This window comes from Microvenator marinus (assembly GCF_007993755.1).
Classification (GTDB): domain Bacteria; phylum Myxococcota_A; class Bradymonadia; order Bradymonadales; family Bradymonadaceae; genus Allomicrovenator; species Allomicrovenator marinus.
Genome location: NZ_CP042467.1, coordinates 584377 through 606909, shown reverse-complemented (window position 1 = coordinate 606909; position 22533 = coordinate 584377). Strand labels below are relative to the sequence as shown.

General features: G+C 54.2%; 22 protein-coding genes. 9 read left to right on the top strand and 13 right to left on the bottom strand.

Translation table 11 applies throughout. The annotated features are described in order from the left end of the window. Positions 1-97: 97 nt before the first annotated feature. The 6 genes from FRD01_RS02560 to FRD01_RS02535 form a co-directional block, all read right to left on the bottom strand. On the bottom strand, positions 98-307 hold the full coding sequence (locus FRD01_RS02560) for a helix-turn-helix transcriptional regulator (RefSeq protein ID WP_146957359.1): 210 nt from the start codon (positions 305-307) through the stop codon (positions 98-100). 112 nt (positions 308-419) lie between these two features. Then, positions 420-605, bottom strand: coding sequence for a hypothetical protein (locus FRD01_RS02555; RefSeq protein WP_146957357.1), 186 nt, complete (start codon positions 603-605; stop codon positions 420-422). A 140-nt stretch (positions 606-745) separates the two neighbouring features. Beyond that, positions 746-1393 carry a hypothetical protein gene (locus FRD01_RS02550; RefSeq protein WP_146957355.1) on the bottom strand — a complete coding sequence of 216 codons (648 nt, stop codon included), beginning with the start codon at positions 1391-1393 and terminating at the stop codon, positions 746-748. Then, complete coding sequence (locus tag FRD01_RS02545; RefSeq protein ID WP_146957354.1) at positions 1386-2537, bottom strand: site-specific integrase; 1152 nt, start codon at positions 2535-2537, stop codon at positions 1386-1388. Before FRD01_RS02545 ends, FRD01_RS02550 begins: the two co-directional genes overlap by 8 nt. Positions 2538-3048: 511 nt before the next feature. Then, positions 3049-3639: a MerR family transcriptional regulator gene (locus FRD01_RS02540; RefSeq protein ID WP_146957352.1), complete on the bottom strand. Its 591-nt coding sequence runs from the start codon at positions 3637-3639 to the stop codon at positions 3049-3051. 59 nt (positions 3640-3698) lie between these two features. Then, positions 3699-4595: a hypothetical protein gene (locus FRD01_RS02535; RefSeq protein WP_146957350.1), complete on the bottom strand. Its 897-nt coding sequence runs from the start codon at positions 4593-4595 to the stop codon at positions 3699-3701. A 73-nt stretch (positions 4596-4668) separates the two neighbouring features. On the opposite strand from FRD01_RS02535, the gene FRD01_RS02530 reads away from it, so the two are divergent. From FRD01_RS02530 to FRD01_RS24125, 4 genes are all read left to right on the top strand, one after another. Next, complete coding sequence (locus FRD01_RS02530; RefSeq protein ID WP_249755946.1) at positions 4669-6081, top strand: NAD-binding protein; 1413 nt, start codon at positions 4669-4671, stop codon at positions 6079-6081. A gap of 69 nt (positions 6082-6150) precedes the next feature. Continuing rightward, the gene (locus FRD01_RS02525) at positions 6151-6798 is read left to right on the top strand and encodes a MotA/TolQ/ExbB proton channel family protein (protein WP_146957346.1); all 648 of its coding nucleotides are present in this window, start codon (positions 6151-6153) and stop codon (positions 6796-6798) included. Next, positions 6785-7192, top strand: coding sequence for an ExbD/TolR family protein (locus FRD01_RS02520; protein ID WP_146957344.1), 408 nt, complete (start codon positions 6785-6787; stop codon positions 7190-7192). Before FRD01_RS02525 ends, FRD01_RS02520 begins: the two co-directional genes overlap by 14 nt. Then, complete coding sequence (locus FRD01_RS24125) at positions 7192-8085, top strand: energy transducer TonB (protein ID WP_249755945.1); 894 nt, start codon at positions 7192-7194, stop codon at positions 8083-8085. Before FRD01_RS02520 ends, FRD01_RS24125 begins: the two co-directional genes overlap by 1 nt. Before the next feature lie 6 nt (positions 8086-8091). On the opposite strand, the gene FRD01_RS02505 is transcribed toward FRD01_RS24125, so the two are convergent. From FRD01_RS02505 to FRD01_RS02495, 3 genes are read right to left on the bottom strand one after another with little or no spacing between them, the layout of a single operon-like run. Continuing rightward, positions 8092-9231 (bottom strand): hypothetical protein, encoded by a 1140-nt coding sequence (locus tag FRD01_RS02505; protein WP_146957341.1) that lies wholly within the window; start codon positions 9229-9231, stop codon positions 8092-8094. Between the two features lie 2 nt (positions 9232-9233). After that, on the bottom strand, positions 9234-11123 hold the full coding sequence (locus FRD01_RS02500) for a penicillin-binding protein activator (protein ID WP_146957339.1): 1890 nt from the start codon (positions 11121-11123) through the stop codon (positions 9234-9236). A 55-nt stretch (positions 11124-11178) separates the two neighbouring features. Then, positions 11179-11784 carry a hypothetical protein gene (locus FRD01_RS02495; RefSeq protein ID WP_146957337.1) on the bottom strand — a complete coding sequence of 202 codons (606 nt, stop codon included), beginning with the start codon at positions 11782-11784 and terminating at the stop codon, positions 11179-11181. 64 nt (positions 11785-11848) lie between these two features. Here FRD01_RS02495 and FRD01_RS02490 point away from each other — a divergent pair, with 64 nt between their 5' ends. After that, positions 11849-14662, top strand: a complete 2814-nt coding sequence (locus FRD01_RS02490) for a M20/M25/M40 family metallo-hydrolase (protein ID WP_249755944.1) — start codon at positions 11849-11851, stop codon at positions 14660-14662. 1 nt (position 14663) lies between these two features. Here the strand turns inward: FRD01_RS02490 and FRD01_RS24120 are convergent, their stop codons facing one another. After that, positions 14664-15356 carry a hypothetical protein gene (locus FRD01_RS24120; protein ID WP_249755943.1) on the bottom strand — a complete coding sequence of 231 codons (693 nt, stop codon included), beginning with the start codon at positions 15354-15356 and terminating at the stop codon, positions 14664-14666. A 151-nt stretch (positions 15357-15507) separates the two neighbouring features. On the opposite strand from FRD01_RS24120, the gene FRD01_RS24115 reads away from it, so the two are divergent. Then, positions 15508-16260: a DUF4349 domain-containing protein gene (locus FRD01_RS24115; RefSeq protein ID WP_249755942.1), complete on the top strand. Its 753-nt coding sequence runs from the start codon at positions 15508-15510 to the stop codon at positions 16258-16260. A gap of 6 nt (positions 16261-16266) precedes the next feature. Then, positions 16267-16632 carry a DUF423 domain-containing protein gene (locus tag FRD01_RS02475; protein WP_146957329.1) on the top strand — a complete coding sequence of 122 codons (366 nt, stop codon included), beginning with the start codon at positions 16267-16269 and terminating at the stop codon, positions 16630-16632. A gap of 10 nt (positions 16633-16642) precedes the next feature. Here the strand turns inward: FRD01_RS02475 and FRD01_RS02470 are convergent, their stop codons facing one another. Both FRD01_RS02470 and ttcA read right to left on the bottom strand, forming a co-directional pair. Then, complete coding sequence (locus FRD01_RS02470; RefSeq protein WP_249755941.1) at positions 16643-18058, bottom strand: MATE family efflux transporter; 1416 nt, start codon at positions 18056-18058, stop codon at positions 16643-16645. Between the two features lie 8 nt (positions 18059-18066). After that, the gene (ttcA, locus tag FRD01_RS02465; protein ID WP_146957325.1) at positions 18067-18873 is read right to left on the bottom strand and encodes a tRNA 2-thiocytidine(32) synthetase TtcA; all 807 of its coding nucleotides are present in this window, start codon (positions 18871-18873) and stop codon (positions 18067-18069) included. Positions 18874-19065: 192 nt separating this feature from the next. Between ttcA and FRD01_RS02460 the strand changes: the two genes are divergently transcribed. Continuing rightward, the gene (locus FRD01_RS02460; RefSeq protein WP_146957323.1) at positions 19066-19581 is read left to right on the top strand and encodes a hypothetical protein; all 516 of its coding nucleotides are present in this window, start codon (positions 19066-19068) and stop codon (positions 19579-19581) included. Here FRD01_RS02460 and FRD01_RS02455 read toward each other — a convergent pair. Continuing rightward, positions 19578-21395, bottom strand: a complete 1818-nt coding sequence (locus FRD01_RS02455; RefSeq protein ID WP_249755940.1) for an acyl-CoA dehydrogenase family protein — start codon at positions 21393-21395, stop codon at positions 19578-19580. The genes FRD01_RS02460 and FRD01_RS02455 overlap by 4 nt on opposite strands. Positions 21396-21553: 158 nt before the next feature. Here FRD01_RS02455 and FRD01_RS02450 point away from each other — a divergent pair, with 158 nt between their 5' ends. Next, a complete protein-coding gene (locus FRD01_RS02450; protein WP_146957321.1) occupies positions 21554-22528 on the top strand; it encodes an NAD(P)H-quinone oxidoreductase in 975 nt (324 codons plus the stop codon). Positions 22529-22533: the final 5 nt, after the last annotated feature.

Here is a 22533-nt window from a genome sequence, read left to right as displayed (position 1 = left end):
TTTAGGGTCATCAAGTGCAGACTCTTGGGAGCGTTTCCTGTCTGTACTTGACGACGCGTTTAGCCCGGTTGCCGCCGGGCTTTTCGTGTTTCTTGGGTTAGTGATTTCTGTTCGCTGCTTCGGCGGTGGAAGAGACCTTGTTTGATTCGAACCACGCCTCAACATCATCGATATCGTAAAAGACTCGGTTCCCGAGCTTGACGAATCGCGGCCCAACTCCACGGTGGCGCATGCTCACCCAGGACGACGCCTTGATCGCCGGGAACATCTTCGAAAGGGTATTGGTGTCAACTAACTTCATGTTCATGGGTTTCTCCTTTGTCTACACTCACGCAGATTCACCAGCTTTTGGGCGCGCCACAACGGAAACAAGTATCCTGTTTTGGGACGTTGTCAGCCTGAGCCGCATGAATAGAGGCTTAGAGCGTCTTTATGGTTGAATCTTGGCAGTAGACTTCGGCGTAACCTTGCACCCAGGTGTGGAACTCTTGGGCATCCATCTTGAGGCTCTGCTCAATCAAACGTTGCAACGTTTGCCCGTCTGCAATGTCCCCAGATAGAATTGGAAGCGCATCATCGTTCAGAACATCTTCGATCTTCCTCATAATAACCCCTTTGGGTTTTGGGGTTGAGATCTTGACGCCCGTACCGCTATAATGCGGGTTCCTGTGGGGCGCTGGGTCTCAACCCAGTTAAACACATTGAAGGGCTCGACGTTGGCGCGTCGGGCTCTTCGCTTTTCTTGTCAGTGCATGCGTCTCATCCAATCCTCATGTGTCATGCCCATCTTCTCCCAGGGCGGTGCGAGCATGTCTTCGAGGTCCGGGTAGTCTTCCCGCTCGAAGTCATCGGTTAGAATGTTCTCCATGAACTTTTCATGCGCCTTTCTGATCGTCTCTGTGGTGACATGTTCTGGAAGGCGCGCTTGAATTCGCTGGTAGATCTCCGCAAGTGTTCCAGGCTCACCCCAGCGCAATTCTGCTGCCACAAGGTAGGCCACAGTCTCCCGCAATGGCTCTTCCGGTCTGCCGATCGTGACACTCCCAAGACTCAAATGAGCACGAATACAGGCTCGTGTGCTAAGCGCGTTTGCCAACTTGGGCACTTCTTCAAAACACTGAGCTTCCGGGTTCCATTTCTTGACCGTTTCGAAGTCATGCTTGAAGCGTTTAATCTGGGGATAGTCGGCATCAAGCGCCTTGTAGAAACGATTCCATGCCCGGTCCCGATCCCGCTTCCTAGTCTTGGTCTCAATGTCATCCACCGCTTTGCAGATGCGTTCTAGGGCTTCGACCTCCTCACGCCTGAAGTCAATAGCAAGACTCCTTTCAACCTCCAGCTGGTAACTGTAGATGAAGAAGTCGTAGGCCTTTCTGAGAGCAACTTCATTCATCGTTGCCTCTCTTGCGGTCGATGCTCTCCAGAGCTGCCCGAGTCGTTTCAGTCGATAACTTCGCATAGGTCTGGGTCGATGCGAGGGACTTATGATTCAAGGTCTTGGCGATGGTATAGAGGTCGGTTCCGTTCTGAGCCATCCGAGTCCCAACGGTTCTTCTGAGATCATGCCAACGGACATCGGGAATCTTTGCCGCATCACGAACTCGCTTCCATGCGGTCTTGAAGTCCTTCCGGTGGTCGTCTTCGAATCTTCCCGGAAACACGTAAGGGGAAATGGATACTGACTTGCGGTCTCGGAGCATGCCCGCCACGCGTTCGTTGAGCGGTACCAGGTGCGACGTTCCGTTCTTGGTTTCAGGAATTCGAATCGTGGTCTTGGCTCCGAAGTCAATCCAACTCCATTGCATCGCCAAGGTCTCCATCTTTCTGCATCCAGTCGCAAGAGCGAGCTCCACAGCCAGATAGAGTTCTGGCTCTTCACGCTCGAGCTCATCAAAGAGTCTTACAATCTCTTCATCCTTCAGATAGCGGTCACGCGGTTTCTCCCGGAACTTCTCGACGTGCCTTGCCGGGTCGGGAAGGGAAGCGTCAATGTGCCCATATTGCTGTCCCCATTTCCATGCTTTGCGAAAGAGAGACCTGACTCGATTAGCGGTATGTTTTCGGCCGCCATCGGCAGTGATCTTGTTTCTGAGCTCTTGGAGGTCGTTTGCGGAGATCTTCTCAATCCTTTTGCGCTTGAATGCTGGTATCAGGAAGTTGTTGACATAGCGCCGATCGGTTGCGGCAGACTTCTTCATGACCTCCGAGTATTCCTTCAGGAAGAGTTCGAAGAATTCTGGAGCTTGAAGTTGCTGTTTTGGAGCTGCCTCAATCTCTTCGGCGGTCTCGCCAGCTCGAAGACGTCTCCGCAGATTGATCGCCCAAGCTCTCGCGTCTTCGACCGTAGCGAACTCGTAGATTGGCTTCTGGCGGTACGTGCGTTGCCCGTTAATCATCGGGTTGATGAAGTAGTACTTCGAACCTGAAGCGTAGACTCGCACCCCAAACGCTTTTACCTGTGAGTCCATGTAAAGCGTGATCTGCTTACCTGGGTCGCATGTCGCACGTTCAATCAAGGTTTTGGTCAATCTGGGCATAGTAGCAATCTAGTAGCAAAGCGACGTCAATATCTTTAACGCCGATTGAATCTAGACTGATACTAAACCCGCATTATTGCAAGCCCCTTTGATGTCGGTTATTCGCGCATTCCGACCATACCCGTTGACTGGCAGTCACGAGGTCACGGGTTCGAGCCCCGTCAGCTCCACTCGATAAAGCCCTGAATTAGAACATGTTTCTAGTTCAGGGCTTTTCTCGTTTTCTTAATCACCATGGAGTTTTTATGAGTAGTGACGAAACTCTCCTTGGAGACTTGATCTTTTACGAGTCGTCGACTGGTAAGGTCAGGGTCGAGGTTTACTACGAAGACGAGTCGTTCTGACTTACACAACTCCAGATGGCTGAGCTCTTTGGGGTGGAAGTGCCCACGATAAACCATCATCTCAAAGAGATCTTTGCGTTAGGTGAGTTGGTTGAGGCGGCAACTATTAGAAAACTTCGAATAGTTCGAACCGCAGGAGCAAGGACGAGAAAAGGGAAGTATGAAGTTTATTCGAAGAGTCGGTCGAGGATATCGTCAAAATCCTCAAGCTCTGAGTCCGAGGAGGGCTCCGCCTCTTTGGGCTTTCGCGCGCGTACGGCCACTTCTTCCAGCATGATTTGACCGCCTGGATTGGCGATAGCCTGAAGCTCACCGCTATTCATGAGCGCGATGACTTCGTCCATGGAAAGACCGAGGATATCGGCGCTCTCAGCAACCGAGATAAGGCCTTCCACGGGCTCGTCATCATCGAGCTGAGCGTCCATGTCCGAATCGTCGATGACGGCGCTGGACTCAAAATCCGCAAATTCACCGAGCAAGTCGAATTCGTCGGACCGAAAATCTTCGACAGGCTTGTCATCTAGGCGTGCCTGAACGATGCGATGAGCGCGCTCGACTGTGTTTTGAATCTGCTCGAGTCGAACCAATGCCAGGCTTAAGTCCGCGTCCGAAATCGCACCTGCAAACGTGGCAGCTTCCTCAGCTGATTCCAGCGTCTTCTCAACCGCACGTAGGAATTGCTCCATCACACGTTTGTCAGAAACGAGCAGTGTGTCTGTGCGGGTCGTAGGCGTTCTTTCGAATTGGGATTTGCTCATGATTCGAAGAGTAACAAATTTTGAGCGAAGTGTCGTATGGATTTCCGTGCAAAATTAACTCATAGAGTGTCCGCTAGACGGCATTTTCGCTCCAAGATCTTGTCACCTTTGCGTTTTTTGCACGCTTCTTGGTAGAAGTCGCGTGCCCTAGCCATATCACCACTTTCGTACGCAACCTGGGCAATCCACTCTTCGGCGAGGGTTCCAGGCAGATCACGTTCAGCCATCTGCGCAAACTGCATCTTGTCTTCCGACGAAAACGCAGGACTGTGGAAACGCCAAAGATAGAGAATCTCCATTTCGTAGGGCGTCAGGAGTTCGGTCGCAGGAATGCGGTCTTCGCTAAGGGCTGCCATCCGAAGCCGATTGAGTATCGAAAAGATGATGGGAGCATTCGGGTCGCTCCAGATTCCCTTCTCGTCCACCAGCTTGAGCTGGAGAAGGATTGGGTAAACACTTCCGCACGTCTTCTTGTATTCGTCTAATCCAGGCGCCTCGGCAGTCTTGAGAGCTTCAACACTCATCGAGCCCGATTTTAGGCCGCTCTGAACCTCCTCGAGAGCGTTCTGGCAGCCGTGGATCACGGGGTCTACAGCGTGCAAGATATGGCGGTAGCTGCCATAGGCCAGGGCGAGCTCGTTCACGTTGTGCATGAGCTCAAACGCAGCCTCTTCAACAGTGTCTGGATTTGGGTCGCCGAATTGCAGCTGATGCAGACGGTAGATACTTTGAACCAGGGCCGTCTCATGTGTAGTCGAACGTTTCTCAGGCTCGCCAGCTTTTCGCTCCGCCACAAGCTTAGGCGTTGAAATCTCAAGTGGTGGCAGTCCGAGGTCGTCCTTCGTCACCTCAACCACGGTTGAAGATAGCCCGTAATAGACGCCGCCGGCGCAAAGAAGGGAGAGAACTACCCCCGCGATTAATGATGCTTGGTGATTTACACTTTTGTGGGCCATGGTCGGACTCGCTTGTCAGCTTTCGGATCCTATAGCAAGGTTCCGCGCATTGAGCACTCTAAACGGAAAGGTCGTGGCGCGAAAATCCAAGATAACGTTGCGCGAGAGAGCAGGGGAATTCATTCACCACACCATCACCGAGGTGGCGGTTGGGGTGCTGATCCTTATCTCGGTGACCTTACTCTTGGTCGAGCTCTCGCTTAGCGCCGCTGACTCACTCGTGGCCCAAAGACTCATGGTGATCAACGATATCATCACAGGCATCTTTGTGGTGGAGCTCAGCATTCGATTTTGGGTGGAGAAGAAGAAGCGCAACTTCTTCAAGACCTACTGGATCGACCTGCTCGCGGTGATTCCGATCTTCAGGGGCTTGAGATTTATTCGACTTCTGAGTCTCCTCAGACTCTTCCGGGTTGGCGTGTTTCTGGTACGCCAGCTCCGAGGCTCAAGGGCGAAGCTCGTGCGTCTGGAGTACGTGATTCTAGGAATCGGAGTGACCGTGGCGGTCCTGATGGGTGGCGCGTCCATGCGACTCTCTGAAGGCGCCATCAATCCCGATTTTGCGACGATCGAAAATGCGTTTTGGTACGCAACCATGACCCTTGTAGGCTCCGAGCCTATCGGAGGAGATCCTCAAACTCCATTGGGACGCGTCATCACGCTCACGCTCATGCTCGCCGGTCTCACCGTTTTTGCGATCTTTACAGGTACCGTCTCCGCCGTCATGGTGGACACCCTTTCGAGGATAAAGGTTCGATCTATGGAACTAGATGAATTGAACGGTCATGCCGTGATTTGTGGTTGGAATCACTCCGCACCGCTGATTATCGAAGAGCTCCTACACGATCGTGCGTGCAAGAATGTGATCGTGGTGAGCGAGACCCCGGAACTCGACCAGACGAATCTCTTCCTCAACCATCCGCATGCGCTACACGTGATCGTGGGGGATTATACCAAACTGGACGTTTTGGAATCGGCAAGTATTCGAACCGCAAATATTGCTGTGCTCTTGGCTGACGAAAGCAAAGAGGCGCGCTCGAGCCAAGATCGAGACGCTCGCACGGTCCTGGCTGCCATGCTGATTGAAAAGCTAAATGGCGATATTCATACGACGGTTCAGTTGCTTAACCGCGACAACGAAACCAGCCTGAAGAGCGCGGGTGTCGAAGAGATCATCGTCACTGACGAGTACGTAGGTAATATTATCGGGTCAGTTGTTCGGAATCGTGGAATATCTACGGTACTCGGGGAACTTCTTACTTCGAAATTTGGGCATCAATTCTATCGAATTGAGGCGCCGAAAGTTGTCCACGGAAAAACGGTGAGTCAGGCGATGAGCATTTTAAAGGCCAATTTTGACGCGACGCTGATTGCCATAGGCCGTGACGAAGAGCGGTTAATCGTCAATCCGGGTCCCGATGTGGAGATTTCTCCTGGCCATATTCTCATCGTCGCGGCGTCCGAAAAGTCGAAACTTCTTGAGTAGGGCGCAACTACCTGCCAAACCTTGCATCGAAACATTGCTTAGGCTTCTTATCATCTGTGTGGTTTATACATGTTAACTCACTTTTTATTGCAATTTACACGTATCGGCGCCGAATGGGTGCTCTGGGTCCTCGTCCTTTTGAGCTTTGCTTGTATTTACGTGATGTTGGAGAGGCTTCGCTTTTACAAGCAGCGCGCCATCGACATCCACGAACTGCGCACCAAGTTCAATGATGCTCTCGACAAAAAAGACTACAAAGCCGCGGCTGAGTTGCTTTCTGGGTCCGACGCCATGGAAGCACGCGTGGTTCTTTTTGGATTGCGCCACCACGAACGCGGTCCTGCAGCCGTTGAAGACCTCCTTGCAGGTGCACTTGCAACGGAGAAAGTCCGTTACGACAAAGGTCTTGGTTTCCTAGCGACCGTCGGGTCTAACGCGCCTTTCATCGGACTCTTTGGTACTGTTGTCGGTATCATCAACGCGTTCGATAACCTCGCTGCTGGTACTGACGAAGGCGCTAAACTCGTGATGGCTGCTATCGCTGAGGCACTTGTGGCTACCGGCGTGGGCATCCTCGTGGCTATCCCAGCGGTCATGGCGTACAACGTGTTCAAGGGTAAAACGAAGGGCACCGCAAGTCAGGCAGAGCTCCTTGGCCGAAGCCTGGTCTCACATCTGCGCGGCGCGGAGAGAGGAGGGCAAGATGGCGGGGTTTAACACTGACGACGAAGATGTCATTGCCGCAATCAATGTCACGCCACTCGTGGACATCATCCTTGTGGTCCTCATCATCTTCATGGTCACCACCTCGATTATCGTGCGCGAGCAGATTGAGGTGGATTTGCCTAAGGCCGCGACCGGAAGCTCTACTGCGGCCACTCCGATGGTGATTCAAGTGCTCCCAGACGGCACCTACAAGCTCTCTGGTGAGGTTACGACGCTTGACGCGATTGGTGAGTGGGCTAAAGCCGAAAAAGCCAAGGACCCCGATGTCAGGGCGATTGTGGCCGCAGACCGCGCGGTGAAATACGAACATGTCGTCGACGTCATTGACACGATTAAGATCAATGGTGTTGAAAAATTCGCGTTGAATATTGAGAAGAAGAAGTAGTGTCATCTCAACGACCCATCGAAGTTAAAGACCCTTTGATCGACGAAAGGCAGAGTACTGGCAAACGCCTGGGTACAGCTGCAATCGGCATCATTGCGGCCTTTGTCGTGCACGTTGTGGCGGGTGGTATTCTCGTTTTCGTGGCACCGCTTCTCAACACAAAGATCGAGCCGGAGAAAGAGGAGACGGAGTTCATCGAGATGGAGGTCTACGAGGAACCGGAGCCTGAGCCAGAACCCGAGCCTGAGCCGGAACCCGAGCCTGAGCCTGAGCCTGAGCCGGAACCCGAAGTGGAACCTGAGCCCGAGCCAGAACCCGAGCCTGAGCCGGAACCCGAGCCTGAGCCTGAGCCCGAAGTGGAGCCAGAAACAGACGCCGACCCGCCACCGGAGGATGCGCCACCGGAAGCTACCGAAGCTATGGATCCTGTGAACCTAGAAGGTCTGACAATGGATTCGATGGGAGAAGCGGGGGCTTTTGAAATCAAAGCTGGAACTGGAATCAAGACCGGCAAAATGACCACAAAGGTTGTCGACCCATCGAGATTCGGAAAAATTAAGACCGCGGAGGGCGGCACCGGTGAAGGCTATTCGAAGCCAGCTCCAAAACGGACCTGCCCGGCGACCAAACCCGTGATCGGACGCCGAGTGAAGGGCAAGTATCCACCCGAAGCCAAACGGCGCCAGATCGAGGGAGCGGTGGTGGCTTTGCTAACCGTGAAGACCAACGGGAAGGTAGGTAAGGTCGAAGTTATAAGTGGGGCCGGCTTCGGCTTGGACGAAGCTGCCGTCGAAGCTTTCAAACAGTGGACCTTCAAGCCTGCTACCCAGAACTGCGAACCCATCGAATACAAGATTCGAATCACCCACGATTTCAGTCTTTCAGACTACTAGTCCGTCTCAAAAGCCCATCTGGCCGCCAATACTCAGCCCCAAGCCACTTCCGATGGTCGCGCCCACTTTCAGGCGGCCGAAATTCGTTCGATATCGGATCTCCACATCCGTGGTCCCAACCAAACGATTCACAGCCGGAATGTACCAGCTTGGGTGTCGGCCATGGCCGAAGAAGATGTTGAGGTTTTCGGTCGCGTTGAAATGTATGAATGCCTGCTGAGTAAGAAACGCGGAGCCCCCCTCGAAATCCACCGCGAAGTCTTCCTCAAAACGTAGGAAATCCTGCCCGTAGCCCACCCAAAAGCCCACCGCGACCTGATTGAGTTGGGTGAAAAAGGTGCCCATATCGAGCGAGCCACCAAGCCTGCCCTCCACGGTTGACCTCCAAAAGGGGCCGGCTTCCCTAAACCCAAAAACCTCGCCTTTAGCTTCGACAAAAACGAAGGATTGTGGCCGAAGTCGAAGGAACCTCGTGCCTAAGAGCAGGCTACCGGACAAGGACGCCACCTCAATATCGGATGTCGCGTCGAGCTTAGTGTAGAAGGCCCCAAAATCAGCTCCCAGGCCGAAGTTTAATAAATGGCGCGTCGGGATCTCTTCTGTGCTGAGAAACCCATAACCGGCCTCGGCTGTATATCGCTGAGAATTGCGCGTATTGAGGGTAAACTCTCGGTCCACGCCCTGAACGGTACCGATCACATCGAGCAGGTATCCAATCGCAAAACTGCTCAAGCCCAGTTCAAAAACACTCGACATCCAGCCGGACGCACTGCTTGAGCCTGAGTCGAGCCAGATATAGGTTCCAGCGGCCGCCATGGTGGCGATGCTAATGCCCTCTGCAATGAGCAGAGTGTTTCCTGTTCTGGAGTCGTCGATCCACAAGTGGCCGATCCCGTGAATTGGTAAGCCTGCAATGAGCGCGACGAGCGTGGCGGTAGAAGACGTTGATAAGTTTGCATCGGCTCCGAACACAAAGCCTTCGTCGCGCAACTCCTCCTTCGATTTTTCGCTGAGTTCAGAAGTATCCTCAATAAACGGGGCGTCTTCTTGGTTCTCGCTAGTTTCTTGGGCCGATGCCCCGCTTCCAATGACAAAGGAAAGTAGGAACGCGCTAAGGCCAAATCGAAAGGGGATTCTCGAGCTCATCGCTATGGCTCGAAGGTCTTGAGTTGCTCACCAACCTCAAGGATGGTCGGTGTTCTAGACGAAGCACCATCCTCAGAGAATGTAACGCGTCCTGTGGCACCAACGTAATCCAGATCCCTCAAGAGGAATTCTCGAAGCTCCTCGCCGGTGCGCACGTCCGTGTTTTCCAACGCATGAATGAGCATCATGACGCTATCAAACGTGAAGGTCTCAAGGTCATTTGGTTCCGTTTCCCACTGGTTCTTATAGTCGTTAACAAGGGACCTCGCCTGGTCGGATTCAGAGAGCCAAACTGGGAAGATAGCGCCCTGAACATAAGTCTGAGCTTGTTTGAGAAGGAGCGGGTCTCGCCAAAGACTAGTACCGAGGTAGAACACGCGAGTTCGGCCATCGGTAGAAGGACGCGAGTCTTGGGACTTGCCCCAGACGTTCGCGTTGGCAAAAAACGCGCTTAGCTCCGCGACTTTTGACGCCGAATCTGGAATGAAGATTGTTTGAGGTTTCTGGGCGGAAACCTTGGAAGCAAGCGATGAATAATCTCTCGCGTTTCTGTCATAGGTGTGACTCTTAACCGTTCCGCCAAGTGACTCAAATTCTGTTTGGAAGACGCTCGCCATGCGCCGACCGTATCCGATATCGGGATAGACAACATGGGCCTCGGTTTGACCTAAAGTCTGGCGGGCCGTTTGCGCCATCAGCCTGGCCTCGGTCTCAGCATCAAGGAAATTTCTAAACACCCATGAATCTGGATCAGGAGCAATCTCGTTCGTCAGGGATAGAACCGGAATTTCGGCCTCGCGCGCCATCAAGGAAATCTCAGAATTCTTCGACGCGTCGAGGGGACCTACAATACCGACGACGCCTGCATCTTCGAACATCTGAAACGCGGCATTTAGATCTCCGGCAGCATCCGCCACGACCAGGGTAATTCCATCTGCAACCGCGGGGTCAAATGCGTCTTTCGCGAGCATGGCTCCGCGCATCGCTCGTTTGCCTACGGCACGATTTGGACCGCTTTGTGGTAGTAAGAGGCCGATTCTCAATGGGCCAGATGGGGCGCGCACTGCCCTCAATTGTCCCAGTTCGTCAGCCTTTTCATTCTCGCCGATTGAGCGAAGAGCCATCACACCGCGCGCGACGAGCTCGCTCAAATCTTCTGGGTTCTTTCCTTCGGCGATTTGAAGCCTCGCGTGGTGCCAGGTCGAAACCGCTCTCAGAACCACGGAATCAGCACTTGTCCACGATACACGAACGTCCTCGGGAACGCTTTCCACCGCTTGAAATGCCCGCGGCAAGGCGAGTGTGCGCAAAGCTTCGTACTCGGAGATCGCACGTTCACTGGCCAAGACCGTATGTTCTGGCTTGTTCCGAGTGCTAAATGCTTCGATAAGCAAGGCCCACGCGTCCTTGCGATCGGTTTCGATGACGTTCGGGCTTAGTGATGGACTGGCTTCGCGTGCCAAATAGTCGAGCGCCTCTTCAGATTGGCCGAGAAGCACCATGGTGCTTCCTCGATAAACCATCGCTGCAAATCGTACGCGGGAGTCCACAGAATCATCCGCACCAAGGCCAGCAAACACACTCAGGGCCGCTCTTAGGTCCTGTTCAGGAACATCGAAGTCCCCGAGCATCGCGCGGCCGATATAGAGTTCGGCAACCGCGGCAATGGGGTCATCTGGAAACTCGGACTGAAGCCCGAGAAAGAGTTCGCGTGCGTCGGACCATCGGCCTTCACCAAGGTAGCCAATACCTTCGTCATAGGTTTTCTGCGCCGCAGGTGAATTTGCCCTAACTGGCTCCATCACTATGGTTTCTGATTTTGGCTTGGACGACGAACAGCCCAGAGATAGTCCGAGGACGAGGCATATTCCCAAGAGTCGAATCGACCGCATAGGCACTCCTAAATAAGCCCCTCAGAGGTATCACAGAACGAGCTAAAGGAAAGTTTCAACACGCCTTGGTGAAACACTCCGACTTAGATGCGGCTCTTAGGCTTTCAGCAATCGCTTGGGTTAGCGGCTCCACCTCGTCGACAATCTCACCGGCGGGTGCGTCAGGGATTTCTCGCCATTCGAAATTGGACTCTTCTCCACAGCCCGACCAGAGCGAGTAGCCCCAGCCACGCTCCCCTTTGCGCCACACGTCCACATAGATGTGATTCTGGCCACATGCTGTGTGGTTGCCAGGATCGAGTTGCGCTTCATCGTAGGCGACGCGGGTCATCAGACCTTCTCCATCCTCGGTCAGATGCAGAGAGAGAGATTCCGCAATTGCCTCTAGTACTGGGTCATTGGGGTCAGATTCCGGGCGCTGAAGCCCGACGTCCTTGAACGAAATACTCTGAAAATACTTCGACCCTTGGACCTGCACCACAAACGGCGAGTAGTGGAATGAGTTTTTCGCGGCCACTTCTTCAGCAGCCGGTACTTCGGGAACTTGCGCGGCTGCCGGCAGCATGACTGCCTGAGCGCTAGGCGCAATTACATCGGTGGGCTCAGACTTACATCCAACCACACCCACGAGTGACATTGAAAATATAATTAGGTACTTCATCTCAGAATTCCGTCCTCCCTTAGGACTACTAGTATAAACAGGAACACCGATGCAAAAAAGTCCAATGAAAATTTTAATCTCAGCGGCACTTTTTCTGGGCCTCACGGCTTTTTCATGCTCGACGAATCCACCAAGTCCCGAGCCTATAAAAGAAAAGTCGCCTCCGAATGCTGCCAAAGCCACGATACTGAACGGTGAATGGAGACTCCAGAATCTTCGCAAGCTTACGAGCGGCGGGGAAAATGCGGAGGCGTATTTCTCCGCCGATGGCCAAGAGATCATTTTCCAGGCTACGCGCGAAGGTTTCCAATGTGATCAGATTTTCCGCATGGAGGCGGATGGAAGCAACCAACGCCTCGTCTCTACCGGCCTCGGCCGGACCACCTGTTCGTTCATTCTACCAGACAACTCTGGGATAATTTATAGTTCAAGTCATGCAACTCAGAAGACGTGTCCGCCGAAGCCTGACCATTCGAAAGGCTACGTTTGGCCCTTGCTTGCGGACTTCGAAATCTACAAAGCCGGCCCGAACGGCGAAAACCCTGAGGTGCTCGCCCCTCACCCCGGCTACGATGCTGAGGCTGTGGTCTCACCTCAAGGGGATCGGATCCTCTTTACCAGCCTCAGGAGTGGAGATGTCGACATCTGGTCGATGAATATCGACGGGAGCGACCTCAAGCAACTCACCACCGAGGAAGGCTATGACGGTGGTGCCTTCTTTAGTCGAGACGGCTCCAAGATCGTCTACCGCGCTAACCATCCAACCGGCGAGGATTTGGAAGACTACCGAAAGTTACGTGACCAGAACTTGGTGCGGCCTGGGGTAATGAACCTTATGGTGATGAATGCCGACGGAACGGACAAGCGCGAGATCTTGGCCAACGGTTCGGCCAATTTTGCTCCCTATTTCCATCCCGACGGACAGCGAATCATCTTCTCCTCAAATATGGATGATCCAGGGGGCCGAAACTTCGACCTTTACCTCATCAACGTGGATGGAAGCGGGCTTGAGAGGGTTACCTACAGTCCTCTCTTCGATTCGTTCCCGATGTTTTCCTACGACGGCTCCAAGCTCATCTTTGCCTCGAATAGAGATGGGGAAGAAGACGGTGAAACCAACGTCTTTGTGGCCGATTGGACAGACGTAGCGCCTGATTTCGTAGAATCCAAAACGGCCGGAATCAGTGCTGAACGACTCATGTCTGACGTTCAAAGCCTAACTACCGAAGAAATGGCGGGCCGTGGGCTTGGTACACCTGGCCTCGAGAAGGCAGGTCAATGGTTGGAGGCCCAATTCAAAGAGATCGGCTTGGCACCTCTCGGCGGTTCGTATCGTGACCCCTTTGAGGTCGCAGTTTCGTCCAAGGTCAAAACTGCTGCGTTTGAGCTCGATAAGAAGACCCTGGGTCCCAAAGCGTTTAGGCCGCTCCCTTTCTCGTCTTCCGGTGAGGTGGAAGGCGACGTGGTCTGGGTGGGGTGGGGCATTCAAAGCAATGAGTACGACCATGATGATTACAAAGACCGCGACGAAAAGCCCATCGATGTGAGTGGAAAAGTGGTCATGATGTTTCGCTACGAGCCTGAGCGCGACGACGAAAAGAGTCGGTTCGAAGGAAAGAATCCGGTGCGAGAGAGCGACCTTAGATACAAGGCCATTCAGGCGCGTCATCAAGGTGCGGCCGCGGTCATCATCGCGAACCCAAGACCACGCGGCCAAGAAACGGATACGCTGATTCAGTTCTCGGGAGTGACGTCGGAACTCGGGATTCCTGTGGTGCATTTGACTTGGCAGGCCATGATTGACCTCTACGGCAACAAAGTCTCGGAGCTTGAGCGGTATCGGGGCAATGGTCGAGACATGGGCAAGGTCAAACTCAAGGTTCAGATTGAACGTCAACGGGGCGAAGTCGCGAATATTGTCGGGATGCTACCGTCCGGAAACGATAACGCGGAGGTGCTCGTGGTCGGAGCACACTACGACCACCTAGGTATGGGAGGCGAAGGGAGCATGAGGCCTGGCGTTCAAGCAGTGCATCCCGGAGCAGACGATAACGCATCTGGTGTCGCGACCATGCTCGAGTTGGCTCGTCTGCTCAAAGATCAACCTCGGCAACGCGATATCGTGTTCATTGGCTTTAGTGCGGAGGAGTCAGGACTTCTCGGAAGCTCGCACTTTGTGGGCGCTGGTCCCCTGAAGGACCGCAAAATCGCGGCGATGGTGAATCTCGATATGGTGGGGCGCCTTCGGGAAAAAACCTTACATGTGATGGGCGTTGGAACGGGGATGACGCTTCGCGAAACCGTCCGACGAGCATCGGCTGGCTTGGGGCTTAACCTGATGCTGGACCCGAGCGGATTTGGACCGAGCGACCACATGTCCTTTACGCTCGCCAATGTGCCTGTGCTCGCCTTCTTTACAGGCGTCCACGATGCCTACCATACGCCGGACGACACCCCGGAGACGCTAAACACCGAAGGTATGGTGGACGTGGCCACGATGGCGCTGCGCGCGGTCCATGAGCTGGCGAATCAAACGGAAGCGCCCACCTATGTCGCCCTTAAGAACACGGCGCAGGGTGACCGCGGCGGCGACGGCTCAAGAGGCTACGGTCCAAGCTTTGGCTCCATTCCTTCGTTCGGCGACCCAAACCAGCCAGGGGTCAAGGTTAGCGGCGCTAGGCCGGGAAGTGCTGCTGATAAGGCGGGGCTCAAGAAGGACGACATCATCGTCAAGTTCGGCGAGTTTGATGTGACATCACTACAAGACTTCGCGTTCGCTTTGCGTCAACACAAGGCGGGCCAAGAGGTCGTTGTGAAAGTGTTGAGGGATGGAAAACCACTGGAACTCAATGCGGTTCTCGGGGAGGCGAAGAAGTAATTCAAGCCCTTGGAACGGGCTCTAAGGAAAGGAGAAAGTTGAGCCGGTCCGCGACGAGGTTCGCGAGGATTGCCTCTGACGAGTTTCCGTTTACTTTCTCCCAATTCTTGACATCTGACCTGGTGATGTCGGTGATGAGGAAGTCCGAGTCGGCTTTCTGCCAGACCACTTGGTACGCTCCATCCACCATTTTGGCTCGGAATTTCGGGGTCGCTTCGGACGCAAACGCATGACTCATTCTAAGCTTCATGGCCTCCGCGCGTTCTTCCACTGAGTCGTAGCGGCTGCCTTGATGCGAACTGAAGGCGATGAGCGGTGAGCCCATATAGCTCAGTTCTGCCACGCCGGATTGGGTGTGGATTTGCAGGTTTTGTGCGCTGAACTCCGGAGTGATTTCTGCGGGGATTTCCACAACCTCAGCGATGACTTCGGCTGGTTGCGCTGGCGCAGGCTCTGAATCTGAAACGGTAAGCGACACAATCGCAGTAAGCCCGATTACGCCGGCGAGAGCCAATCCGGCCAAAAGCACGCCAATGCGTGAGCGTCCGGGCACATCGTCAAGCTCTACGTCTACGTCCGAGGACTCGATGAGTGATTGTAGAGGTCCCATATTCACTGGAGCGGCCTCATTACGTGCTCCGCAAAAGGGGCAGTACATCGCGTTTCCTGGAATTTCATGTTTACATCTACTCATGGTTGCCTCCGTTGGCACGTTCATCTCAACCATAAAGACGTGTGGATTCTCGAGAAAATTCAAAGTGGGCCCGAGGCCTCCGTCCGAGATTTCTCAAAGAGCATTCCACGCTGTGGTCTGCTATGTTTTCGCCAGAGAGCATGGAGTAGAAATGAAATATTGGGCATTCTTATTGTTGATATCTTTGGCTTTGGCAGTCGGTTGCCAGTCTAAACAGGAGCCACCGCCGCCACCCGCACAAGAGGAGAGCGCAGACGGCGATTCGCCTCGGCAGATCATCAAAAATGGGTCGATTACCATCGAGCTCGAGAGTCTCGAAAGTGCGCATAAGTCAGTTGAGAAACTGATTGGCGATGCCGAGGGATACATAGAAACCAGCGAACTCTCAGACTACGACACCCGTCGTATGACCATGAGTTTGCGCGTCCCTGAATCAAAGTTCGATTCAGCGATGAGCGCGTTGGCTGGCCTTGGTGAGGTGGTTTCGCAGTCGGTTTCTACCAAGGATGTGACGGGGGAAACGGTTGACCTCGCGGCGAAGCTAAAAAATCAGCGCGCACTTGAAGGCAGACTGAATGAACTCCTTCAACAAGCGCAGACCGTCTCAGAAATCCTCGAGATAGAACGTGAACTCGCGCGAGTTCGCGCTGAGATCGATTCGTTGGATGGGCGTGCAAAGGCCTTAAACTCCCAAGTGGAAATGTCCACGATTCACCTTGTGTTGATGGAGGAGAAGCCGGGCGGGTTTGGCCAAGTGACTTCCGCTTTTGAGGACGGCGCCGAAATCACCGCCTTTGTGACGGGCGGCCTCATCCGTGCAGGTTTTGCGCTCTTTCCGCTCCTCGTGGGCCTAGGTTTGCTCTTAGGCGTTTGGCGTTTCTTTTCGAGTCGTAAATCGAAGTAGGTCGTTATGAAGATTTTCTTATTGTTGGGTAGCGTCTTTGGCGGGCTTTCCGTAGCGGCAGGTGCTTTTGGTGCCCATGCGCTGAAAGGCAAACTTGAGCCGAGACTTTTCGAGGTCTTCGAGACGGCTGCCCAGTATCAGATGTACCACGCATTGGCATTGCTCGCTGTGGCCTGGTTGGTGGGTGAGACGCAATCACAAGCAGCTACAGTCGCCGGCTGGTCGTTTGTGGCGGGCATTCTTCTTTTTTCCGGGTCACTCTACACGATGGCCTTTACGGGAATTCGCATGTTGGGGGCGATTACCCCAATTGGTGGCGTGGCGTTCATCGTGGGCTGGATTTGCCTGCTCTTGGTTGCGATTAACAAGTAGAAGAGGGGACTCAGAGGGAGCGACGGCGCGCCATGTACACGATATAAATCAGGGCCTTAAGGACCGCCGTCGAGCCAATCACCCAGGCGAGCGCACTGAACTCGCCGACCACCTCCGGCGCACTTCCAACCCCGAAGATCGACCACTGCATCCCGCTGACAAAAGAACTCGCGCCAAAGAGCAGAAGCACTGCAAGAGGTATCCTCAAGATGTTCGTCAAACCGGATACTAAAAGTGTGATTTCAGTACGTCCCCAGCCAGTGAAGACGCCATAGAAGGCCATTTCAAACCCGACCGCCCACATCACCCAGCCGATGATATAGACGTATTCTGTGGCATATCGAAGCGTCTCAGGATCCGAAGTTACCAACGCCGATAGTTCTTGGGGGAAGAGTAGGAAAGCGACGCCCACAAGTTGACATGTGAGCGCCGAGAGGGCCGCGTTGAGCCACGCTCCGTGCCATGCTCGCTTGGGCTTTCCAGCTCCAAGGTTTTGGCCGACAACCGTGACACTTGCGGTCAGAAACCCGTCCGCGAAGGCAAATCCCAACCATTCGATGCCACGTAAGCCCGCACCAAGACCACCTTGAGCAGCGCTTCCAAGCTCACCAGCCATTCGATTCAGCACGATGTAGACCACGCCATAGAGCGCACTGGACATACTCTCGAAGAAGCCGATGCGAACCATCCGTCTGACTAGGTCGAGCTCAGGAATCCACGCTAAAGCTCGTGCATTTGTAAGCACCTCGAATCCAAGATGTCCTCTCAACATAAGTAGGAGCCCCACGATGCCAGGCAGAAGGCGGCTAATCGCGGTCGCAATTGCGGCACCCTCTATACCCATCGCCGGTGCGCCCAGGTTCCCAAGGACCAACACCCAGTTCAGAAACGTATTGAGCACCAAACTCGCCACTTCTAGAGTCAGCGGCACCTTCATGTTTCCCCGAGCTCGAAACGTCCCGTCCACCACAACCATGAGCGCAAATGCGGGAGTACTGGCGAGCAGGACCCAGAGGTAGTCGGCAATGCGTGCAGAAACCTCGGGAGAAGCGTTGTTTACCGCCACGATCCAATCAAGACCTGCCAGGGAGACCCCCGCGACGACAAATCCCCAAAGTAGACTAGCACTCATGGAAGAGCGAAAGACGCGTGCAACACGGTCCAAATCCTTCGCGCCAGTGTAATGCGCGATCAGCGTGGTGCCGCCGGTGGGAATGATGCGGGTGAGTGTGTACTGGATGATGAGAATCGCAAAGCACGACGAAAGCGCGGCTGTGGCCGCGTGGTCGTCGGTCATGCCAACAAAGAGGTAGTCGTTAAACGCGTAAAAATTGATCAAGATCGCTTGCAGCACGGCCGGCCAGGCTAGCTGCAGGGACTTCGTGACCAGGGGCCCCGTGGTGGTATCGATCGCGTTGACTTTCAAAGGTGGCTCTAGAAGAGCTCGTTGCCGCAACCGGCGCTCGGAAGCGCGGGTTCAGCATCTGAGGCGAGGAGAGACGGGTCCAACAAATGTGTGGTTCGTACGTTCTGCATGGAGGCCAAAAGGCTGTGCCGAACGTGAGGGATACGCCCTTCGAGGTCGTCGAGCAGGTTCTTCATGAACTTGCGCTGCCCTTCAATCGAGCCACAGAGATTGCAAGGGATAATGGGAAAGCCAGCGTGGTCTGCGTATTGGATGATCTCGTGTTCAGCCACGTAGATCAGGGGGCGAATCACTTCGAAGCGCCCATCGTCAGTGGTGTATTTGGCAGGCATTCCTTGCATCTGTCCGGTGTGGAACATGTTCATGAGCAGCGTTTCGATGCTGTCATCACGATGGTGGCCAAGGGCAATCTTGTTGCACCCGTGCGCCTCAGCGTGCTTGTAGATCAATCCACGGCGCAGCCTTGAACAGAGCGAGCAAGGGGTTGCATCAGGCGCGAGCTTCTCCTGTACCACCGAATAAGTGTCTTCCTCGCAAATCTCCCACGCGATCCCAAGGTCTTGAAGGTAAGACTCCATGGTCCCAGCTGGATATCCGGGCTGCTTTTGGTCGAGGTGGAACGCCACAAGCTCGAATTTCACCGGCGCACGCGACTGCAATTCCATCAAAAGCTTGAGCAAAGTGTAGGAGTCCTTGCCGCCAGAGAGACATACCAGAACGCGGTCTTGGTCCTCGAGCAGTTGAAAGTCCTTAATCGCACGTCCCATGCGATTATGAAGTCTTCGGGTGATCTTTTGGATTTCTTCGTTGGACATTGGCAACTCCACAACTCTGGCCGCACTCCGCAGCGCGACTCCACCTACACAATTTGTGGCGGAAACTCAATCTCACAGACTATTTGAAAAAAAGTAGGGTGAAAACTTGAACAGTGGTCATCTGTACAGTATAAGTTTGTTCAGTAGGGAGTACTTGTTCAGTACATGATGTTTTTCGCCACGGAGAGGCTTATGAATACGCAAACCACCATCACTCGTCGTCCTGTTCAATCCATCTACCAGCGTCATTTGCAGCGCGAGCGCTCGATGACACAGACCTTTCCACCTGATTTTGTTCATGGTGGTGCGCGTCTCGATGAGCTCTATGACACCTGGGGTGATTGGGCCGAAAAGGCGCTCTTTGTCCGAAAGGTCAAAGACGAGAAGGGCAGGGTGGTCAGTACGTCAGTCGCATATTTTGACGATTGGTTCCTGACGCTCGAGCACAGTCGGTCTGGCGAGGTGGATATGGAAGCGTGGCTAGCGGAGATTTCTGAAGATCGCGCCACCATCGTCGAACTCGTCGAAAACGAGACGGTCAATGGCCCTCATCACATTCAGATCGCCCTTAGTCAGACATCGCTTCAGCAGCAAGAGTACGAGGTGCTTCACGTCACACGCGAAGAAGGACTCTCGTTCTGGGAGGGAGTCGAGACTGACCTTCTCTCACTCGTATGCCTTTGTGCTCGACTCGGTCGCGTGGCTTAAAACGCCGACTCTGGAACGTCCATCAGGTCGAGGTCTGAGGCCTCGATGAGCTTTCGTCTCAAAGTGATCTGCGGAAGGACATTCTTGACGTAAAACCGAGTGGTGGCGAGCTTCCCGGTATAGAAGTCTTTGTCGGTACCTTTGGCATCCGCAACTTTGGCATGGGCGATCTGAGCCTGACGAACCAAAAGCCATCCCATCACAAGCTCGGCGAGAGATTCCAACACCTTATTAGCTTGGAAGCCCACGTGGTAGACCGACTCTTGGACCTTCTCAAGCATGGTTTGGAAGATGCTACCAACCTCCGCATGAGCACGGCGCAGGCCCTCCATCTCAACGCTGAGTTCAGGTGTTTCAGAGAGGCTTTCAATCGTCGTATTGATCTCGGCCATTAGTCCCATCAACGTAGCGCCCATATCTCGTGCGACTTTCCTGAAAAAGAGGTCCAGCGATTGAATATGGGTGGTGCCCTCATAAAGCGTGTCGATCTTGGCGTCGCGGATATACTGCTCGATCGGATAGTCCTTGCAGTATCCTGAGCCGCCATAACATTGTAGCGACACGGCGAGTTGCTCGTATCCCTTCTCAGAGCAGTATCCCTTCACAAGTGGGAGCAAGAGATCGTTGAGTTTATCCAGTTTCTTGGCGTCCGGTGACTCGTGTCCGCCCAAAAGCTCGACCTGGTCTTGAATGAAGGCCGTGTAGTATCCGAGAGCCCGCATACCCTCAGCATAGGCTTTCTGGGTCATTAGCATACGGCGAACGTCTGGATGTTCGATGACTCGAACACGCGGTGAGTCCTTTTCAGATGCTTTGGCCAAGTCCGGGCCCTGCACGCGCTCTTTCGTGTATTCAAGCGCGTTGAGGTAGCCAGTCGAAAGAGTCGCCATCGACTTCATTCCAACCGCCATTCGGGCGTGCTCGATGACGCGGAACATCTGACGAATGCCGTCGTGGACATTGCCCATGAGCAGTCCTCGACAAACACCACGATCGCCCATCGTGAGCTCGCAGGTGGCCGAAGCGTTGAGCCCCATCTTCTTCTCAAGCCCGGTGACAAACACTCCGTTTCGGTCGCCGAGGGAGCCGTCCTCGTTGACCCAATACTTGGGAACGATGAAGAGTGAGAGCCCTTTAGTGCCTGGACCGGCGCCTTCGGGCCGCGCCAAGACAAGGTGGATGATGTTTTCAGTGTGATCGTAATCACCATTGGTGATGAAGCGCTTGACGCCTTCGATGGCCCAGGTGCCATCACCAAGATCTTTTGCTTTGGTGGTTGCGGCGCCCACGTCGCTCCCAGCGTCTGGCTCGGTGAGGACCATCGACCCGCCCCAGCCGCGGTCCACGATGGTCTGGCAAAATCTCTTCTTCTGGTCGTCGGTGCCGAGGCTGTTGATGACCTTCGTGATGAAGCCACCGAAAAGATAAAAGGGCACGCATGGGTTTGAACCCGCGAGCATCTCAAACTGCGCCCAGATCATGGAAGGAGGTGCGCCGAATCCGCCAAATTCCTCGGGGAGTTCCAGGAGGTGCCATCCCGTCTCCATGTAGATGTCCAGACTCTTCTTGAGTGCGTCGGGCAGTCTGACGTTGCCCTCGCCATCAAAATGAAGGCCTTCGCGGTCGGAGACGGCGAAACTCTGAGCGAGCTCCTGAACACAAATCTTCTCGAGTTGGGCAAGCGCATCGCGCATGGTCTCTTCGTCGAGGTGTGAGAACTTTCCGTGTCCAAAAGTCTTCGTCCCAATCTGATTGAGCTCGAAAAGGTTGAAGAAGATGTCCCTCAGATTTGTTTTGTAATGATGCTGCATCATGTGCCGATACTCCCATGAATGGTGATTCAATATCGGGCGGTGCTACCAAAGTTGAGGTGAGAGGTAAACTCGGAACCTTCAGTGACTTAGAACTTTGGTCGCCTAAGTCGACGATTGGGCGTATAAACACCGTCTGAGACGCCCCAGAGGAGCAGGAAATGAAGGCGATTAAGGTTGAAAACGAGCATTTGGTGTGGGGGGAGGTTCCCACACCCCGTCCCGGCCCCGACGAAGTGCTGGTCCAGGTCTACGCGAGTGCGGTTAACCGCGCGGATCTCCTGCAGCGTCGCGGACTTTACCCACCCCCACAAGGTGTGACGGAAGTGATGGGGCTCGAGGCCGCCGGAGTAATTGCGCAGGTGGGCTCCAAGGTTAAAGACTGGAAAGTCGGTGATCGTGTGGCTAGCCTCCTACCCGGCGGCGGTTATGCTGAATATGTCACAACGCCCTCAGCTCTACTCATCCCGGTACCCGCCGAGATTCCGTTGGAGATGGCAGCCGCTATCCCTGAGGTTTTCTACACCGCTTTTCTAAACATTTTTCTTGAAGCAACACTTCAAGAAGGTGAGCGTCTGCTCGTGCACGCCGGGGCGTCTGGTGTCGGAACCGCCGCTATTCAGCTGGCGCGCTCGTTTGGGGCCGAGGTCTTCGCAACCGCGAGTCAGCCTAAACTGGCGTTTTTGGAAGAGCTCGGCGCTCACGCCATCGACCGCCATAATGAAGATTTCGCGGCACACATCATGGACTTGACGGACGGCGAGGGCGTGGACGTCATCTTGGACCCCGTCGGTGGTGGTTATCTCGAGTCCAATATCAGCGCACTTTCTCGGGGAGGACGCCTCGTTCTTATCGGCTTGATGGGGGGAGGCAGTGCGACCCTGGATCTACGGCGGGTGCTTTCGCGCCAGATCACGGTCCTCGGGAGCACATTGCGGGGACGAAGTGTGGAGGAAAAGGCTGATATTACACAATACTTTCTGCGTGAAGTCTGGCCCTTGGTACTTAGCGGTGAAATCGCGCCCGTCATCGATTCCGTTTACAAGATTGAAGACACCGAAAAGGCTCACGAACATGTCGCTTCAAATCTCACAACGGGCAAAGTTGTGCTCAGCGTGACGTCTCGCGGCGCATAGAGGCT

What these genes read in the sequence shown, in the direction of transcription:
- FRD01_RS24115 (WP_249755942.1), top strand. Translation starts at nt 15,508, where the DNA reads ATGAAATATTGGGCATTCTTATTGTTGATATCTTTGGCTTTGGCAGTC.
- FRD01_RS02525 (WP_146957346.1), top strand. Translation starts at nt 6,151, where the DNA reads ATGTTAACTCACTTTTTATTGCAATTTACACGTATCGGCGCCGAATGG.
- ttcA (WP_146957325.1), bottom strand. Translation starts at nt 18,873, where the DNA reads ATGTCCAACGAAGAAATCCAAAAGATCACCCGAAGACTTCATAATCGC.
- FRD01_RS02455 (WP_249755940.1), bottom strand. Translation starts at nt 21,395, where the DNA reads ATGATGCAGCATCATTACAAAACAAATCTGAGGGACATCTTCTTCAAC.
- FRD01_RS02540 (WP_146957352.1), bottom strand. Translation starts at nt 3,639, where the DNA reads ATGAGCAAATCCCAATTCGAAAGAACGCCTACGACCCGCACAGACACA.
- FRD01_RS02460 (WP_146957323.1), top strand. Translation starts at nt 19,066, where the DNA reads ATGAATACGCAAACCACCATCACTCGTCGTCCTGTTCAATCCATCTAC.
- FRD01_RS02560 (WP_146957359.1), bottom strand. Translation starts at nt 307, where the DNA reads ATGAACATGAAGTTAGTTGACACCAATACCCTTTCGAAGATGTTCCCG.
- FRD01_RS02495 (WP_146957337.1), bottom strand. Translation starts at nt 11,784, where the DNA reads ATGAAGTACCTAATTATATTTTCAATGTCACTCGTGGGTGTGGTTGGA.
- FRD01_RS02520 (WP_146957344.1), top strand. Translation starts at nt 6,785, where the DNA reads ATGGCGGGGTTTAACACTGACGACGAAGATGTCATTGCCGCAATCAAT.
- FRD01_RS02450 (WP_146957321.1), top strand. Translation starts at nt 21,554, where the DNA reads ATGAAGGCGATTAAGGTTGAAAACGAGCATTTGGTGTGGGGGGAGGTT.
- FRD01_RS02505 (WP_146957341.1), bottom strand. Translation starts at nt 9,231, where the DNA reads ATGAGCTCGAGAATCCCCTTTCGATTTGGCCTTAGCGCGTTCCTACTT.
- FRD01_RS02535 (WP_146957350.1), bottom strand. Translation starts at nt 4,595, where the DNA reads ATGGCCCACAAAAGTGTAAATCACCAAGCATCATTAATCGCGGGGGTA.
- FRD01_RS02550 (WP_146957355.1), bottom strand. Translation starts at nt 1,393, where the DNA reads ATGAATGAAGTTGCTCTCAGAAAGGCCTACGACTTCTTCATCTACAGT.
- FRD01_RS24120 (WP_249755943.1), bottom strand. Translation starts at nt 15,356, where the DNA reads ATGAGTAGATGTAAACATGAAATTCCAGGAAACGCGATGTACTGCCCC.
- FRD01_RS02490 (WP_249755944.1), top strand. Translation starts at nt 11,849, where the DNA reads ATGAAAATTTTAATCTCAGCGGCACTTTTTCTGGGCCTCACGGCTTTT.
- FRD01_RS02475 (WP_146957329.1), top strand. Translation starts at nt 16,267, where the DNA reads ATGAAGATTTTCTTATTGTTGGGTAGCGTCTTTGGCGGGCTTTCCGTA.
- FRD01_RS02545 (WP_146957354.1), bottom strand. Translation starts at nt 2,537, where the DNA reads ATGCCCAGATTGACCAAAACCTTGATTGAACGTGCGACATGCGACCCA.
- FRD01_RS02500 (WP_146957339.1), bottom strand. Translation starts at nt 11,123, where the DNA reads ATGCGGTCGATTCGACTCTTGGGAATATGCCTCGTCCTCGGACTATCT.
- FRD01_RS02555 (WP_146957357.1), bottom strand. Translation starts at nt 605, where the DNA reads ATGAGGAAGATCGAAGATGTTCTGAACGATGATGCGCTTCCAATTCTA.